The 15,798-nt window shown below is 45.4% G+C and carries 18 protein-coding genes; 16 read left to right on the top strand and 2 right to left on the bottom strand.

Going from position 1 to position 15,798, the window contains the following annotated elements; all coding sequences use genetic code 11:
* The first annotated feature begins 45 nt into the window (after positions 1-45).
* Complete coding sequence (ribH, locus tag GCA01S_RS06655; protein ID WP_042408421.1) at positions 46-510, top strand: 6,7-dimethyl-8-ribityllumazine synthase; 465 nt, start codon at positions 46-48, stop codon at positions 508-510.
* 123 nt (positions 511-633) lie between these two features.
* Positions 634-981, top strand: coding sequence for a GNAT family N-acetyltransferase (locus GCA01S_RS06650; protein ID WP_042408418.1), 348 nt, complete (start codon positions 634-636; stop codon positions 979-981).
* A gap of 23 nt (positions 982-1,004) precedes the next feature.
* Here the strand turns inward: GCA01S_RS06650 and GCA01S_RS06645 are convergent, their stop codons facing one another.
* The gene (locus tag GCA01S_RS06645) at positions 1,005-1,553 is read right to left on the bottom strand and encodes a DUF309 domain-containing protein (protein ID WP_042408415.1); all 549 of its coding nucleotides are present in this window, start codon (positions 1,551-1,553) and stop codon (positions 1,005-1,007) included.
* 106 nt (positions 1,554-1,659) lie between these two features.
* On the opposite strand from GCA01S_RS06645, the gene GCA01S_RS06640 reads away from it, so the two are divergent.
* From GCA01S_RS06640 to GCA01S_RS06625, 4 genes are all read left to right on the top strand, one after another.
* The gene (locus GCA01S_RS06640) at positions 1,660-2,415 is read left to right on the top strand and encodes a segregation/condensation protein A (protein ID WP_026078473.1); all 756 of its coding nucleotides are present in this window, start codon (positions 1,660-1,662) and stop codon (positions 2,413-2,415) included.
* Position 2,416: 1 nt separating this feature from the next.
* A complete protein-coding gene (gene scpB / locus GCA01S_RS06635; RefSeq protein WP_017435301.1) occupies positions 2,417-3,007 on the top strand; it encodes an SMC-Scp complex subunit ScpB in 591 nt (196 codons plus the stop codon).
* Positions 3,008-3,068: 61 nt separating this feature from the next.
* On the top strand, positions 3,069-3,488 hold the full coding sequence (locus GCA01S_RS06630; RefSeq protein ID WP_042408413.1) for a hypothetical protein: 420 nt from the start codon (positions 3,069-3,071) through the stop codon (positions 3,486-3,488).
* A 24-nt stretch (positions 3,489-3,512) separates the two neighbouring features.
* A complete protein-coding gene (locus GCA01S_RS06625) occupies positions 3,513-4,004 on the top strand; it encodes a YpuI family protein (RefSeq protein ID WP_042408411.1) in 492 nt (163 codons plus the stop codon).
* Between the two features lie 39 nt (positions 4,005-4,043).
* On the opposite strand, the gene GCA01S_RS06620 is transcribed toward GCA01S_RS06625, so the two are convergent.
* The gene (locus GCA01S_RS06620; protein ID WP_042408408.1) at positions 4,044-4,850 is read right to left on the bottom strand and encodes a DUF2935 domain-containing protein; all 807 of its coding nucleotides are present in this window, start codon (positions 4,848-4,850) and stop codon (positions 4,044-4,046) included.
* A 117-nt stretch (positions 4,851-4,967) separates the two neighbouring features.
* Between GCA01S_RS06620 and GCA01S_RS06615 the strand changes: the two genes are divergently transcribed.
* From GCA01S_RS06615 to GCA01S_RS06570, 10 genes are all read left to right on the top strand, one after another.
* Positions 4,968-5,966 (top strand): superoxide dismutase, encoded by a 999-nt coding sequence (locus tag GCA01S_RS06615; protein WP_042408406.1) that lies wholly within the window; start codon positions 4,968-4,970, stop codon positions 5,964-5,966.
* Between the two features lie 180 nt (positions 5,967-6,146).
* A complete protein-coding gene (locus GCA01S_RS06610; protein WP_042408404.1) occupies positions 6,147-7,310 on the top strand; it encodes a D-alanyl-D-alanine carboxypeptidase family protein in 1,164 nt (387 codons plus the stop codon).
* Positions 7,303-7,899 carry a nucleoside recognition domain-containing protein gene (locus GCA01S_RS06605; protein ID WP_042408401.1) on the top strand — a complete coding sequence of 199 codons (597 nt, stop codon included), beginning with the start codon at positions 7,303-7,305 and terminating at the stop codon, positions 7,897-7,899. Before GCA01S_RS06610 ends, GCA01S_RS06605 begins: the two co-directional genes overlap by 8 nt.
* The gene (locus tag GCA01S_RS06600) at positions 7,899-8,432 is read left to right on the top strand and encodes a spore maturation protein (protein WP_042408399.1); all 534 of its coding nucleotides are present in this window, start codon (positions 7,899-7,901) and stop codon (positions 8,430-8,432) included. Before GCA01S_RS06605 ends, GCA01S_RS06600 begins: the two co-directional genes overlap by 1 nt.
* A gap of 156 nt (positions 8,433-8,588) precedes the next feature.
* Entirely contained in the window at positions 8,589-9,320 is a 732-nt protein-coding gene (gene rluB / locus GCA01S_RS06595; RefSeq protein WP_042408397.1) for a 23S rRNA pseudouridine(2605) synthase RluB, read from the top strand.
* Between the two features lie 97 nt (positions 9,321-9,417).
* Complete coding sequence (gene resA, locus GCA01S_RS06590; RefSeq protein ID WP_042408394.1) at positions 9,418-9,942, top strand: thiol-disulfide oxidoreductase ResA; 525 nt, start codon at positions 9,418-9,420, stop codon at positions 9,940-9,942.
* Between the two features lie 13 nt (positions 9,943-9,955).
* Positions 9,956-11,623 (top strand): cytochrome c biogenesis protein ResB, encoded by a 1,668-nt coding sequence (locus tag GCA01S_RS06585; RefSeq protein WP_042408390.1) that lies wholly within the window; start codon positions 9,956-9,958, stop codon positions 11,621-11,623.
* Complete coding sequence (gene ccsB, locus GCA01S_RS06580; RefSeq protein ID WP_017435311.1) at positions 11,607-12,794, top strand: c-type cytochrome biogenesis protein CcsB; 1,188 nt, start codon at positions 11,607-11,609, stop codon at positions 12,792-12,794. Before GCA01S_RS06585 ends, ccsB begins: the two co-directional genes overlap by 17 nt.
* 117 nt (positions 12,795-12,911) lie before the next feature.
* Positions 12,912-13,628 carry a response regulator transcription factor gene (locus GCA01S_RS06575; protein ID WP_017435312.1) on the top strand — a complete coding sequence of 239 codons (717 nt, stop codon included), beginning with the start codon at positions 12,912-12,914 and terminating at the stop codon, positions 13,626-13,628.
* Positions 13,628-15,433: an ATP-binding protein gene (locus GCA01S_RS06570; protein WP_042408386.1), complete on the top strand. Its 1,806-nt coding sequence runs from the start codon at positions 13,628-13,630 to the stop codon at positions 15,431-15,433. The genes GCA01S_RS06575 and GCA01S_RS06570 overlap by 1 nt, the downstream gene beginning before the upstream one ends.
* The last annotated feature ends 365 nt before the right edge of the window (positions 15,434-15,798 follow it).

Raw genomic sequence — 15,798 nt, 5'->3', positions numbered from 1 at the left:
TCGCGAGGGGTCGATTTTTACAGATTTTAGTAACCAGGGCTAGCAATGAGAGTAATGGAAGGCAATTTAGTTGGCACAGGATTGAAAATCGCGATCGTCGTTTCCCGCTTTAATGAATTTATTACAAGCAAATTGTTGTCTGGAGCGCTTGATGGCCTGAAGCGGCACGGGGTCAACGAAGACGAGGTGACGGTCGCATGGGTGCCGGGGGCGTTTGAAATTCCGCTGTTGGCGAAAAAATTAGCAGAATCGAAGCAATATGATGCGGTGATTGCGCTTGGAGCTGTCATCCGCGGCGCGACAAGCCATTACGATTACGTATGCAATGAAGTGGCAAAAGGAGTTTCGCACGCAGCGCTATCGACCGGAACACCGGTTATATTTGGCGTGTTAACGACTGATACGATTGAACAAGCGATTGAACGGGCTGGCACGAAAGCAGGAAACAAAGGCTGGGAAGCAGCAGTAAGCGCCATTGAAATGGCGAACTTGCTGCGGACGCTTGCATAAGTTGTGTTAAAAATGCGCGAAATAGTTCACAATATCATTAAGAACGTTTATAATACGTAATGAGAAAAATGACAAAAACTTTTCTGTTTTGGAAAAGTCTTTGTCGATAATGAGGGATTTTTTATGCTGATTCGTTATCGGAAAAACTATGAAAAGATTGCCATGGGGCTTCTGTCGTTCATGCCGACAGAAAAAGATCTAAAAAAGCTGCAGCAAACGATCAAACAGTATGAAACAAACGACGACTGGCAACTGTTTTTATGGAAAGAAGACGATGACATTGTCGGCATTATCGGAGTACTGCTGCGCGATCCAGACGTTGTCGAAATCCAGCATATCAGCGTCAACCCTTCGCACCGCCATCAGGGGATTGGAAAGCAAATGGTCAAAGCTCTAAAAGATATGTATCCAAACCATCGATTGCAGGGAAATGAATTTACCTCGTCCTTTTTCGATAAATGCGAGTGTTAACACCAATGCAAAAGAGCTGCCGCTTAACGGTCCGGCAGCTCTTTGTTCTTTCTTTTTCTTTCTCGAGCCGCGATCACTTCCGTGCGGTCGCGCAATTTATGCTTGTGCATTAAATAAACATTGTTTAAGTCGCTTGCTTGTCCCCAAGTAAGCCCCTGTTTTTCACATATCGTTTGACATATTTTCCGCAATGTTTCATCGCGAATTGGCAGTTCGATGCTTTCATATCCTTTATTTTGCATAATCCGTTCTATATAGCGTTCGAGCTGTTCGGCAAGCAGCTGTTCATCCAGACCCAGTCCATGGATGGCTCGCTCTTCTTTTTCTAAAAGCGATCGCGCTTTTTGCATCATGCGCAGCGCCCCTTGATTGTTGCCGCGACGATGATGGTACAGCGCGACGGCAATTTGAATAAGCACCACCCATACTTTTTTGTAACCATCTTTTTTCCAATGTTCTTCTAATATTTCATGACACTCGAAATAATCGCGGTCGGTATGAAAATGAACTAAATAACGGATATAGGCTTCAGGGATACATGACTTCACGACCTTTCCTATTGTTGTATCCATTTGTTGTATCCATATGGTATCCATTGTATCATATTAGTCGTAAAAAATTGCTTGGACAATGCCAGATTATCGTCTATACTTATCGATAGTGTCATAAAATGGTGGGATGAACGTGCAATATAACGTGAAAATTGATGCGTTTGAAGGTCCGCTTGACCTTTTACTGCATTTAATTAATCGCTATGAAATTGATATTTATGATATTCCAGTCGCGCAAATTACCGAGCAGTATATGGAGTATATTCATACGATGCAAGAATTGCAGTTGGATATCGCCAGTGAATATTTAGTGATGGCAGCAACGCTGTTGGCGATCAAAAGCAAAATGCTGCTGCCGAAACATGAGGAAGAAATATTGGACGAAGGAATGGAGCTGCCGGAAAGCGACCCGCGTGAAGAACTGATGCAGCGGCTGTTAGAATATAAAAAATATAAAGAAGCGGCGCAGGAGTTAAAAAAGAAGGAAGAAGAACGGGCGCTTTTATTTACGAAGCCGCCGAGTGATTTAAGCATATACGCGGACGAAAAGGAACTGATGCAGCGGCCGCTTCAAGTCAATGTGTACGACATGCTTGGCGCGCTCTCCAAGCTGTTGCGTCGTAAAAAATTGCAAAAGCCGCTGCGGACAAAAATCGCCCGGCAAGACATTTCCATTGAAAAGCGCATGGAAGAAATTTTACAAGAGCTAAAGCGCACGAAAACGCGCAAAAATTTTTATGATTTATTTCCGTATTATGACCGTGGATATATTGTCGTCACGTTTTTAGCGATTTTAGAGCTGATGAAAAAAAACGCAATCATTATTGAACAAGAACGGAATTTTGCCGACATTTTCATCTCTAGCAATGAAAGGATGGAATAACATGGAGATGAGCGAATATAAAGCGATTGTCGAGGGGCTGTTGTTTGCGGCCGGCGACGAGGGGCTGTCCCTTCAGCAAATCGCTTCCGTATTAGAAATCAAAGAGGAGCAGGCGAAAGAGATTATTTCTGCTTTAAAAGAAGAGTATGAACGCGGGCAGCGCGGCATTCAGCTTGTGGAGTTGGCGGGGGTGTTTCAGCTGGCGACGAAAAAAGAACATGCCCCTTATTTAAAAAAGCTTGTCGAATCGCCTAGCTCTACTTCATTGTCGCAAGCGGCGCTCGAAACGCTGGCAATTATTGCGTACCGCCAGCCGATCACCAGGGCGGAAATCGAAGAAATCCGCGGGGTGAAAAGCGACAAGCCGATCCAAACGTTAATGGCGAGAGCGCTGATCAAAGAAGTCGGGCGTGCGGAAGGAACAGGACGCCCGATTTTATATGGCACGACAAAAGAATTTTTGGACTACTTTGGGCTCAAAACGTTAGAGGAACTGCCCCCGCTTCCGGAATTACAGGCGGACGGCGAAATGGAGAAGGAAGCGGATTTATTTTTTGAAAAATTTGAAGAAAATTTTAACGAGTCAACGTGAGTATGATAAGATAAGAGTAAAGGGGGCATATCGTTTCGGATGTGAATAAGGGGGTCGTTTTATGCAAATTTGCCGCTTGCAAGGGCATGAACTGGAAAAATCGCAATCGAATACGTTTGAGGATTATTTCAACCGTTCAGAAGTAACGTTTCGTGAAGACGGAGTGGAAAAGACGCTTCATGTCTTATATTTGCGTTATTTTGAGCAATCCATTTCCGCGTATACGCCATATGAGGGCGATCCGATTTTTGCTGTTCCGGGGCGTGACGTTTATTTCCGCGACATTGTTGCCTTTGTCTGCTTATTGCAAAACCCGAGCTTCCGCCACCGCAAACGCGTATATATCAATGAGGAAGAAGAATTCCGTCGCTATTTTGCGCACATGGACTTTACGAAACTGCCGGAACTATTTACGGAGCTGGAGACAAAAGGGCAATATTCATTATCGTCGCCGCTCCTTTTTGTCCGTCAGCCATCTTAAACTAAGCAACGGGGGTTTTTCTGTATGGCAAACTCAATCGTTTTCCAGCAAACGAAACAAGTTGAAGCTTTTTTGCAAAACACGGTGCAGACGCTTACCGATTATTTAAACGAGACGACGCTGTCCAAACTATTGGAAGAACAAAGAGATGGAGATAAAGCATATTATCAATTGCTGCTTTCCAATTTGCGCCGCCTTGTTGTCTATTGTGAAGAGGGGCTTGAGGCGTGCCGCATCGTATTGAGTGAAGAGCCGTTTCGCAAAACGGCGGCGGAAAAGACGCTGTATCGCGTTTATCATTTATGTGTCGCGGAATATTTTACGCCGAAAAGCGATGCCTGGTATGAAGACAGCCGTTCTGCATACACGGGGCGCAACTCGCTGAAATTTCGCCAAACTCCTCCTACTTCGTTCAAGAAGCTGCTGCTGTCGCTGGAAAGCGAATTTCAGACGATTCGCGAAGAGCTGGAATTTTATGAAACAGACTATCGCACGAAGGCGATTCAATCCAAATAGGCAAGCTGTCCCCATAGGCGGGGCAGCTTTTTCTTTTCGTTATTCCACCCGTGGTTTCGTTGGATCGCAGACAGGCGGCTTTACTTCCGCCGTCGTTTCCGCTAATTTTTGCAAATAATAACATTCTTCCCTTGCCATATGGTCCGCCATCAGCGGCGTCAGGACGCCAAGCACTTCTTTGTTCAGCTCCATTTCTTCCAATTCACGTAAAAAGCACTGAAAAATAACCATTTCCAATTCAATGTCGTGATGGAAGCGATGCAGTGCTGGAAACTGATAAATATGGGCCCGTAAATACCCGGCCATTTCGATCGCTTTTAAGTAAAGCTCTTCCCATTCTTTTGCAAATACATGGCTCTGTCGTTTCAAATTTTTTTCCGCATGGTCAAGGCGGTCATGGATCGCATCGGCATGACCAGCAGCGTCAAGCAGCCATAACAAATCATGATGAAGCGGATGGACGCTAGGCGGACGCTTTCCTTGCGCGTAATAGCCGGCAAGCCGCAGCCATTCTTCTAATTCATTTACCATATGGTTGACGAAAGTGGGAGGAAGGGAAAAGCTGATTTTTTCTGTCAAAAGTCGTTTCAACAAATGAAGTTTAAATGCCCGCAGCTGTTCACCCGCCTCTTTTCCGCGCTGAATAAGCGCAGTCCAAGATTCTGCTGGCGGCCGGCGCGCTTCTTCTAACAGTTCATCAAATACATGCATGAATCGTTTCGCTTGATCGATTTCCGCCTTTTCTTTTTCTGCTAAAGATTCAAGAATAAATCGACAATGGTCGCCAAGAATTTGCATCCAAAAGCGCATTTCCCATAATGCTTCTTGTTCCAATGTTTTGTTCATTTGTTCCTCACCTCGATTTTATATGTATGAACGTAAAGGAAATGGGTGAATGCGGACAAGAACGAGTTTTAGGTTGTTGGCATACGATATGGGTGATAAAAAAAGGAGGGTTTCGAGATGAACGAACAAGAACTATTTCAACAATATGTGGCGGAAGTAAAAGAATGGGGAAAACAAGTGGAACAAATTTTGCTGCAACGGGGAGAGGGCAGCGACGATTGCCGCGTTGATTCCTTGCTTTCCTACATTGAAAATCATGGCGGCGAATGGGTGGAAGACGCCATTTATGAACTTCAGCGCATGGTGGACGAAGTATATGAAAAAGCGCTGGCGCTTCAGCAAAATGGACAGTCGGCCATCGGACAGGAGGAAAGCAGGATAGAAGAAAGGCAACAAACGGCTATCAGACAGGAAGAAAGCGGGATAGAAGAAAGACAACAAACAGCCATCGGCCAGGAAGAAAGCGAGGCAGAAGAAAGACAAGAAACATATGTGGCAGCAGGCAAGCATGTCCTCCCGCCGCTACCATACGGCTACGATGCGCTTGAGCCGCATATTTCCAGAGAAATTATGCAGCTGCATCATACAAAGCATCATCAAAGCTATGTGGACGGCTTAAATAAAGCGGAAAAAATGATGAAAAAAGCGCGCGAAACGAATGACTATGAACTGTTGAAGCACTGGGAGCGGGAAGCGGCGTTTCACGGTTCTGGCCATTATTTGCACACGATTTTTTGGAATAATATGCATCCAGAAGGCGGCGGGGAACCGCGCGGTGAGTTGCTAGAACAAATAAAACGTGATTTTGGCAGTTTTGAAAGATTTAAGCGTCATTTTACCGAGGCGGCAAAGAACGTCGAAGGAGTCGGCTGGGCGCTGCTCGTTTGGTCGCCGCGGTCGCACCGTTTGGAAATTTTACAGACGGAAAAGCATCAATTCATGACGCAATGGGATACGATCCCGCTGTTGGTGCTGGACGTTTGGGAACATGCTTATTATTTACAATATAAAAATGACCGTGCTGCATATATTAAGAGCTGGTGGAACGTCGTCAATTGGCGTGATGTGGAAGAACGGTTTGAGCAGGCACGAAAGCTGCGCTGGAAACCGTTTTGACGAGGGAGTAGCTCCTTCGTCTTTTTTTGTGTTAGTATCACCGACAAGCGATTTCGTTCGTTAACAAGCCGAGTGTATACTAACAATGACGCTTACGTTAGTGAACTTGTACATTTTACATTCATATCTATTTGTTTTGCGCATAAACTTGTACAAAACAGCAAAAGGGATGGGGATTACATGAAGATACGGAAACAAATTGTACTGTTCATCGCAGCGATGATGGTGCTTTTTTCATGTATTCCGGATCGAGCAAAGGCAATAGGCCAAGAAAAGGAAATGAACGGAATAAGTGCGCAAAGCGCGATTTTGATGGAACAGCGTTCGGGACGCGTGTTGTTTGAAAAAGACGCCCATACGAAGCGGCGCATTGCCAGCATTACAAAAATTATGACGGCGATTTTAGCGATTGAATCAGGAAAAATGAATGACACGGTAACGGTAAGCGCCCGCGCTGTCCATACAGAAGGGTCGTCGATTTATTTAAAGGAAGGAGAAAAAATAAAGCTTCGCCATCTTGTCTATGGGCTGATGCTTCGTTCGGGAAATGACGCAGCGGTAGCGATTGCCGAACATGTTGGGGGCAGTGTCGAAGGATTTGTTTTTTTAATGAACCAAAAAGCGGCAGAAATTGGTATGCGCAATACCCATTTTGCCAATCCGCACGGATTAGATGATTCGGAAAATCACTATTCCACTGCCTATGACATGGCGCTCCTTATGCAATATGCGATGAAAAATAAGGAGTTTCGCAAGATTTCCGGAACAGAAGTATACCGGGCTCCTGCTGCTCCCGGAGAAGATTGGGATCGGGTATGGAGGAATAAAAATAAGCTGCTCACCAGTTTGTATGAGTATTGTACGGGAGGAAAAACCGGCTATACAAAACGGGCAAAGCGAACGCTTGTGACTACCGCTTCCAAAGGCGGTATGGATTTAATTGCGGTAACATTGGATGCACCGGATGATTGGAACGACCACATCGCCATGTATGAATATGGTTTTAACCATTATATGATGGCAAAAGTAAATCGAAAGCGAATGGTGAAAAAGGTTCGAGATTCCTTTTACCGAAAAAACATACAAGCAAGCCGTGACCTACGATATCCTGTGATGGAAGAAGAAATAAAAGAACTGCATGTAAAAGTTTATCTTTTGCGTCCACAAAAGGAGTGGAAAAAAGACGAAAGCAGCATCCCAACCATCGTTGGGAAAGCAGTGCTTTACTTAGGAGATAAAGCAGTTGATGAAGTTCCGCTTTTGTATAAAAAAAGCATGAGCAAGGAAACAGATCATTCCATTTGGAACGTATTTCATTTTTTAGGTGTGGGAAGCGATGGTTAATCTTATTTGGGTAGCGATGGCTATAATCGGAATTGTGTTTGCGATGTTTCATGGCACGATGAATGAAGTGAACGAAGCAATTTTTAAAAGCGCGAAAGAAGCAGTCACGATCGCTATCGGCATGATCAGTATCCTGGTGTTTTGGCTTGGCTTGATGAGAATCGCAGAAGAAGCAGGGCTACTTGAGAGGCTCTCGCGTTTTTGCAAGCCGCTCGTCCGCCGCCTTTTTCCGGAAGTGCCGCCCAACCATCCCGCGCTCGGCTATATCGTCTCCAACATGATTGCCAATATGTTTGGGCTTGGCAACGCCGCCACTCCAATGGGAATTAAGGCGATGGAAGAATTAAAAAAGCTCAATGGCCATAAAGATGTAGCAAGCCGCTCGATGGTGACGTTTTTGGCGATTAATACTTCAAGTATTACCTTGATTCCGGCCACAGTCATTTCGATCCGCATGACATACGGCTCGGCATCGCCGGGAGAAATCATCGGCACGACGCTTGTCGCTTCGACGATTTCAACCATCGGGGCCGTGCTGATTGATCGTTATTATTACTGGAAGCGCACGCGGAAGGGCGGGAAGAGGTAATGACGTTTATTCAAATTATTTCTACTTGGCTTATTCCGGTAACGATCGCATTTATCCTTTTATATGGAACAATAAAAAAAGTGCCGACTTATGAAGCGTTTGTCGAAGGTGGAAAAGAAGGAATACAGATTGCGTTTTCGCTTATTCCGTATTTAGTCGGCATGCTGGTGTCCATTTCCATTTTCCGAGCGTCCGGCGCGCTTGATTATATGATGAACGGGATTAAGCCGCTTGCCGATGCGCTCGGTCTTCCGGCTGAAGTGGTGCCGCTGGCGATGATTCGCACCATTTCCGGCACCGCCGCGCTTGGAATGACAACCGATTTAATTGCTACCTATGGCCCGGATTCGTTTATCGGACGATTGGCTTCCACGATCCAGGGAAGCACGGAAACAACGCTGTATGTGCTAACGGTATATTTCGGAGCTGTTGGGATTAAAAAGATGGGAGATGCGCTGAAAGTCGGAATTTTAGCTGATATTCTCAGTTTTATTGTTTCCTTCTTTATTGTTTTGCTTGTCTTTGGCAAATAGGCCGCCTTTATTGAGGCGGCTTTTTGCTTTTGCTGTTTTTCTGTCGGTATAGCTTTTGTATTTGTCGAAAAAAAGCGAGTATGATAAAAATAATGAGAGGGCACGCTTGTATCTTTTTTACGGAAAGAGTAAGATGATGAAAGAGGTGAAACAGCGATGGAACGCTTGCAAAAAGTGATTGCCCATGCAGGAATCGCATCAAGGCGGAAGGCTGAACAACTTATCCTGCAAGGGAAAGTAAAAGTAAATGGGAAAGTCGTTACCGAACTTGGCGTGAAAGTAGGCCCGCAAGATAAAGTCGAAGTAGACGGAATACCGGTTGAACGGGAGGAGCCGGTATATTATCTTCTTTATAAACCGCGTGGAGTAATTTCGAGCGTGAAAGACGACAAAGGCCGCAAAGTGGTGACCGATTTTTTCAAAGATGTTGATAAACGTATTTATCCGATTGGACGTCTTGATTACGATACGTCGGGAATTCTTTTGCTGACGAACGATGGCGATTTTGCCAATTTATTAATGCATCCGCGCTATGAAATCGAGAAAGTATATATCGCAAAAGTGAAGGGAATTCCGACGCGGGAGCAATTAAAACAGCTTGAAAAAGGGATTATGCTGGAAGATGGCATGACGGCGCCGGCGAAAGTAAAAATGCTTTCTATCAATAAACAAAAGCAGACAGCGATTATTGAAATCCGCATTCATGAAGGGCGGAACCGTCAAGTGCGCCGCATGTTTGAAGCGATCGGCTGCAAAGTGATGAAATTGAAGAGGGAACGTTACGCGTTTCTTGATCTAAAGGGGCTGAATCCCGGGGATTACCGCGAACTGACGCCGCATGAAGTAAAACAGTTGCGCGCGCTCGCGTTATCAGGCGGCGGAAAGTAAAACATTGTCACATAACGTTCATACAATGACGGTTAGGATGGTAAACAACACTGTTATAATGAAAAATGGGATATTACGATTTCAAGGGGTTTGAAAGATGAAAAAACAGCAGCGGCTTATCATGAGAACGGTGATTTTATTACTGTTATTGGCGGCGGTGGGATATACGATTTACGCGAACTTTTTTACGGAAAAGGCGCGTGTCACCGTCGGTTCGACGGCACCTGATTTTGTTTTGACCGATTTAAACGGAAAAGAACACCGTCTGTCTGACTATCGCGGCAAAGGCGTATTTTTAAACTTCTGGGGAACGTGGTGCAAGCCATGTGAGAAAGAAATGCCGTACATTAACGCGCAATATGGCACCTATAAAAACGAAGGGGTTGAAGTGCTCGCAGTCAATGTCGGCGAGACGAAACTGAGCGTGCAAAAATTTGCCGATCGTTTTGGCCTGACGTTTCCGATTATGATCGACCGCGAAGATCAAGTGATGAACGCCTATGATGTCAATCAATTGCCGGCTACGTTTTTGATTGACAAAAACGGCAAGGTGAAAAAGATTATTACTGGAACGATGACAGAAGAAATGGTAAAGCAGTATATGGAAAGCATTAAACCGTAAGGAGTTTTGCCAAATGGAACATGTAAAATGCGAATGCGGCCATGTTAATCCGCATGGGACTGCTTTTTGCGAATCGTGCGGAAAGCCGCTCGAAGAACACTCGGAAACGAAAAAGCAACTGTTGGATATGCGCTATGAAGGAAGCGCGCGCCGTTCCCAAACGTACAATAAGACCATTATCGATAAAATTTGGGCGTTTTTCTCTTCGGTGAAGGTCGGAGTGACGCTTATTGTCATTACGCTCATCGCTTCGGCGATCGGAACGATTTTTCCGCAGGAAATGTATCTTCCGCCAAATGTCAGTCCCGCTGAATATTACGCGGACCAATACGGCTGGCTAGGAAAGTTATATTATCAGCTTGGTTTTAATAATTTGTACGGTTCATGGTGGTACATGCTTTTAATCGCGTCGATCGGCGTATCGCTCGTCATTTGCAGTTTAGACCGCGTCATTCCGCTTTATCGTGCTTTAAAACAGCAGGGGGTTACTCGACATCCAAACTTCTTGCGGCGGCAGCGGTTGTTTAGCGTTTCGCAAGTTGCCGATATGGACGGCGTGCTAAAGCGGGTAAAAGAGAATTTGGCGGAGCGCCGTTATCATATTCGTGAAGAGAATGGCAATATTTTAGCGGAAAAAGGCCGTTTTTCCCGCTGGGGGCCGTATGTCAACCATATCGGATTAATTATTTTTTTAATCGGAGCGATGCTTCGTTTTGTCCCTGGGATGTATGTTGATGAAGTGATGTGGATTCGCGAGGGGGAAACGAAGGAAATCCCGGGAACCCATGGGAAATACTTTTTAAAGAGCGAAAAATTTATTTTTGAAACATACCAAAAAGGAAAAGACAATGAAGTGTTCAACGCGGCCATCGACCGGGTCGGCAACGGTATGGTGGCGAAAAACTACCAAACGAACGTCGTGCTTTACAAACGCATCGGGCCGGTGATTGCCGGCGAAGAGCCGAAGCTGAAAAAAATCAAAGAGTATAAGATTCGCGTCAATGAACCATTAAAATATGACCATTATGCACTATATCAAGTCGATTTTAAACAAAATGAGCCATATAAAATGGCGTTTCAGTTAATGGATAAAACGTCGGGAAAAACGTTTGGCACGGTTGATATTAATTTGCACAATCCAGAAGCTTCCTATAACCTTGGTCACGGTTACCGCGTCGAACTATTAAGCTATTTTCCTGATTTTTATTTCGATGAAGACGGAAATCCAGCGACGAAGTCGAAAATTCCAAACAATCCGGCGTTTGTGTTTAAAATGTTTGCCCCGGACAAGCCAAAAGGGGAAGTGAGTTTTGTAGCGATTCAGCAAACGATTGAACCGTTTGGAAACAACAAGTATAAAATGGCGTTTGCTGGATTGGAAACGCGGAACGTATCTGGCCTTACAGTGCGCCGTGATTTTACGCTTTGGATTTTGGGATTGGGCGGCGCTGTTTTCATGATTGGCCTCATCCAAGGCATGTACTGGAACCACCGCCGCATATGGGTGCAGCGCATCAATGGCGAAGTATGGCTTGCCGCGCATACGAATAAAAACTGGTTCGGTTTAAAAAATGAAATTCGCCGCATCCTTGATGGAACCGGATTAGCGATGCCGGTGGATCAGGCGGATCGGGAGAAAAACGCGGGACAAGGAGGGCAAGCGCATGGCGCAGCTCAGTAGCACGTTACTATATATTGCTTTTATTCTTTACTTAATCGGGACGTTTTTTTTCGGCGGCGCGATTCGCGATAAAAGAAAAGAACGAACGGGAAAAAATCGCTGGTCACAACTTGGAATTACCACGGCGATTATCGGTTTTCTTTCTCAATTAGGCTACTTTATTACACGGTGGATTGCAGCGGGACATGCTCCGGTCAGCAATTTGTTTGAGTTTACCACCTTTTTCGGAATGATGCTTGTCGCCGCCTTTATCATTATTTATTTTATTTATAAAATAAGCATTCTCGGCTTATTCGCACTGCCAGTCGCGTTATTGGTGATTGCTTATGCCAGCATGTTTCCGCGCGAGATTACGCCGCTTATCCCTGCGCTGCAAAGCGATTGGCTGCAGATCCATGTCACAACAGCGGCGACGGGGGAAGCAATTTTGGCCGTTAGTTTTGTTGCCGGCCTCATTTATTTAATCCGTGTCGTCGACCAATCGAAGCCAAGCAAGCGCACGTTCTGGCTCGAAGTGGTGATGTTCTGTTTGATCACAACGCTTGGCTTTGTGCTTGTATCCACGTCATTTGGCCTTGCGGATTATGAAGCAAAATTTACGTGGATTGATAAAAACAAACAACAGGCGGAAGTCGTTTACGATATGCCTGCATTAGTCGGCCCGCACGAAGGAAAATTGACAAAAGAAAGCGCTGGCCGTTTCGAGCCGCTTGTTTATATGCCGGCAATTATCAATGCGAAAAAATTAAATACAGTCATTTGGTCGTTGATTGGGGGAATCGTGTTATACGTACTATTCCGCCTCGTGCTGCGGAAGCGCATTGCCGCGGCGTTGCAGCCGCTCGTGAAAAACGTCAATTTAGATTTAACGGATGAAATCAGCTATCGCGCGGTGGCGATCGGCTTTCCAGTATTCACACTCGGGGCGCTTATTTTCGCGATGATTTGGGCGCAAATTGCCTGGACGCGTTTTTGGGGCTGGGACCCGAAAGAAGTATGGGCACTCATTACATGGCTGTTTTACGCCGCATTTTTGCATCTTCGTTTATCAAAAGGCTGGCATGGCGAAAAATCGGCATGGCTTGCCGTGATTGGTTTTGCGATCATTATGTTTAACCTCGTAGCAGTGAATTTAGTGATCGCGGGGCTGCATTCTTATGCTGGAACATAATGGGGAGGACGATTTGCTTTATGAAAGGATGCCCCAATATTGGCGTGGGCATCCTTTTTTACAGTAAAATATATATGGGGGATTTTTTGTACAATAGTGAACTAGGGAGGATGTTCTATGGATAAACAAGTGAAGATTTTGGTGGTAGACGATGAAGAACGAATTCGCCGCTTGTTGAAAATGTATTTAGAGCGGGAAAATTATGTCATTGATGAGGCGGACAACGGGGATGATGCGCTAACGAAAGCGCTCGAAAATGACTACGACGTCATTTTGCTTGACTTGATGCTGCCGGGGAGGGACGGCATCGAGGTTTGTAAAGAAATCCGCGAAAAGAAAGCAACACCAATTATTATGCTGACGGCAAAGGGAGAAGAATCGAACCGCGTTCAAGGGTTTGAAGCGGGAACAGATGATTATATTGTAAAGCCATTTAGTCCGCGCGAGGTCGTATTGCGCGTGAAAGCGCTGTTGCGGCGCGCGGCCAATACCGCGTACGTTCTTACAGATACGACGGCAAAAGATGTGCTTGTGTTTCCGCATTTAACGATTGATAACGACGCCCACCGTGTCACTGCTGATGGAAAAGAAGTGAATTTAACGCCGAAAGAATACGAGCTGCTTCTGTTTTTAGCAAAGTCGCCGGATAAAGTATTTGACCGCGAGCAGCTGTTAAAAGAAGTATGGCATTATGAATTTTTCGGCGATTTACGCACCGTTGATACCCATATTAAACGATTGCGGGAAAAATTAAATAAGGTATCCCCGACCGCGGCAAAAATGATTGTTACGGTGTGGGGAGTCGGTTATAAATTTGAGGTAGTGAACGACTGATGTGGCTGTTTCGCAGTGTTGTCGGAAAATTATGGTTTACCATTCTCTTACTGGTGTCGTGTGTATTGTTCATTCTAACGATTCTCCTTTTAAAGTTTTTTGAAAACTATTATGTACAGGAAGCAGAAAAGGAGCTAACGCGGCTGGCGACGAAAGTGTCGGAAGTGATGCATGATTACGAAGATGAAAAACTGGCTCGTTCCATTGCCTGGACGCTTGTCGGTAATATGTCCAAAGCTGTTATTATCGTTGATTCATCACATTACTGGTATTCGCCAACGAACGATGAATTGCGCGATTTGCCGTTATCATTAATTAAGCAAGATAAAGATTTGCGAAAAGTATGGACGGAAGGAAAAAGCGTAAAAAAGAAAACATATTTGCCAAACGTACAAACTGGTAAAAGTCAATATAGTGATGTTATTATTGTTGGCGTGCCGTTTGAGGTGGCAGATGGAAAACAGGGCGCGGTATTTATTTACCAATCATTGCGGGCAATTGAAGATACGACAGAGCAAACGAAAAAGTTAATTTTTCTTGCCGCATTTATCGCGATTGTGTTAACAACCTTTTTTGCTTTTTTCTTGTCCACCCGCATTACCGCGCCGCTGCGAAAAATGCGGCAGGCGGCGTTTGAAGTGGCGCGCGGCAAGTTTGATACAAAAGTGCCGATTTTGACGCACGATGAAATCGGTGAACTGGCAATGGCGTTCAACCAGATGGGAAGACGGCTGCAGTTTAATATCAATGCCCTAAATCAGGAAAAAGAGCAGTTGGCAAGCATTTTAAGCAGCATGGCTGACGGGGTCATCACCTTTAACCGCGACGGCGAAATATTGATTACAAACCCGCCGGCGGAGCGGTTTTTGCAAGCGTGGTATTTCGAGCAAGGAAACGGCTCCGAAACAATTGCGCCGCTGCCGCCGCAAGTAAAAGAACTGTTTGTCCGTGTTGTCCGCGAGGAAAAAGAGCAGTCGATCGAATTGACGATCCAAGGGCGGACGTGGGTCATTTTAATGACCCCGCTCTACGGCAAAACAACCGTGCGCGGTGCGGTGGCAGTGCTTCGCGATATGACGGAGGAGCGCCGTTTAGACAAGTTGCGCAAAGACTTCATCGCCAACGTTTCCCACGAACTGCGCACGCCGATCGCCATGCTTCAAGGCTATAGTGAAGCGATTATCGACGATATTGCCGCCACCGATGAAGAAAAGAAAGAGATGGCGAAAGTGATTTACGACGAGTCGCTGCGCATGGGCCGCCTTGTCAATGACTTATTAGATTTGGCCCGCATGGAAGCGGGACATATTACGCTAAACTATGAAAATGTTCAGCTTGTACCTTATATCGGTCGGATTATCCGCAAATTTCAAGGTTTGGCGAGAGAAAAGCATATTGATTTGTCGGCCGAGTTTAAAGACGGGGATATCGACATCACGATCGACCCGGATCGAATCGAGCAAGTGCTGACGAATTTAATTGATAATGCGATTCGCCATACCGACCGAAACGGAATGGTCAAAATCATCGTCGAACGCAGCGGAGACGGCGTCACGATTCATGTGCGGGATTCCGGCTCCGGCATCCCAGAAGAAGATTTGCCGTTTGTGTTTGAACGCTTCTACAAAGCGGATAAGGCGCGTACGCGCGGCCGTTCGGGAACAGGATTAGGCCTTGCGATCGCGAAAAACATCGTTGAGGCGCATAAAGGGGTGATTTCCGTTCATAGCAAGCTTCATGAAGGCACGACGTTTACGTTTTATTTGCCAAACGGCCACATGAAAACTAATATGCCCTTGCGTTAAGCGAGGGCAGTTTTTTAGGCGGCAAAAATAGCCTGTGCGAAGGCAATGACACCACTTCATCCAAGCAAAAAACATTTATTGGAGTGTGTTGACTTTGTTATCGGCAATTAGGCAGTAAAAAGAGATGCTCGATTAGCACATCCGAACGTCCGCGGGCCGTTTGCGCCAACGCCGACCATTGTAGGGGAGGCCATCTTGCATGCGATTTTCGTTCAGTCGATTACCATCATGACAGAGCAAGGAAACGAGCCGCCAGTTTGGATGAGCGGAAACATAATCAAAAATGGTAAAAGAACAGCCTCTTTTCTTTATGAAGAAAACATATAGTGGTATAGATAACTAGATAATATAATGTTAATACCCGT

The sequence above is a fragment of the Parageobacillus caldoxylosilyticus NBRC 107762 genome (assembly GCF_000632715.1).
Taxonomy (GTDB): Bacteria; Bacillota; Bacilli; order Bacillales; family Anoxybacillaceae; genus Saccharococcus; species Saccharococcus caldoxylosilyticus.
The sequence above is the reverse complement of the archived record's forward strand: the minus strand, read 5'-3'. Positions and strand labels throughout refer to the sequence as shown.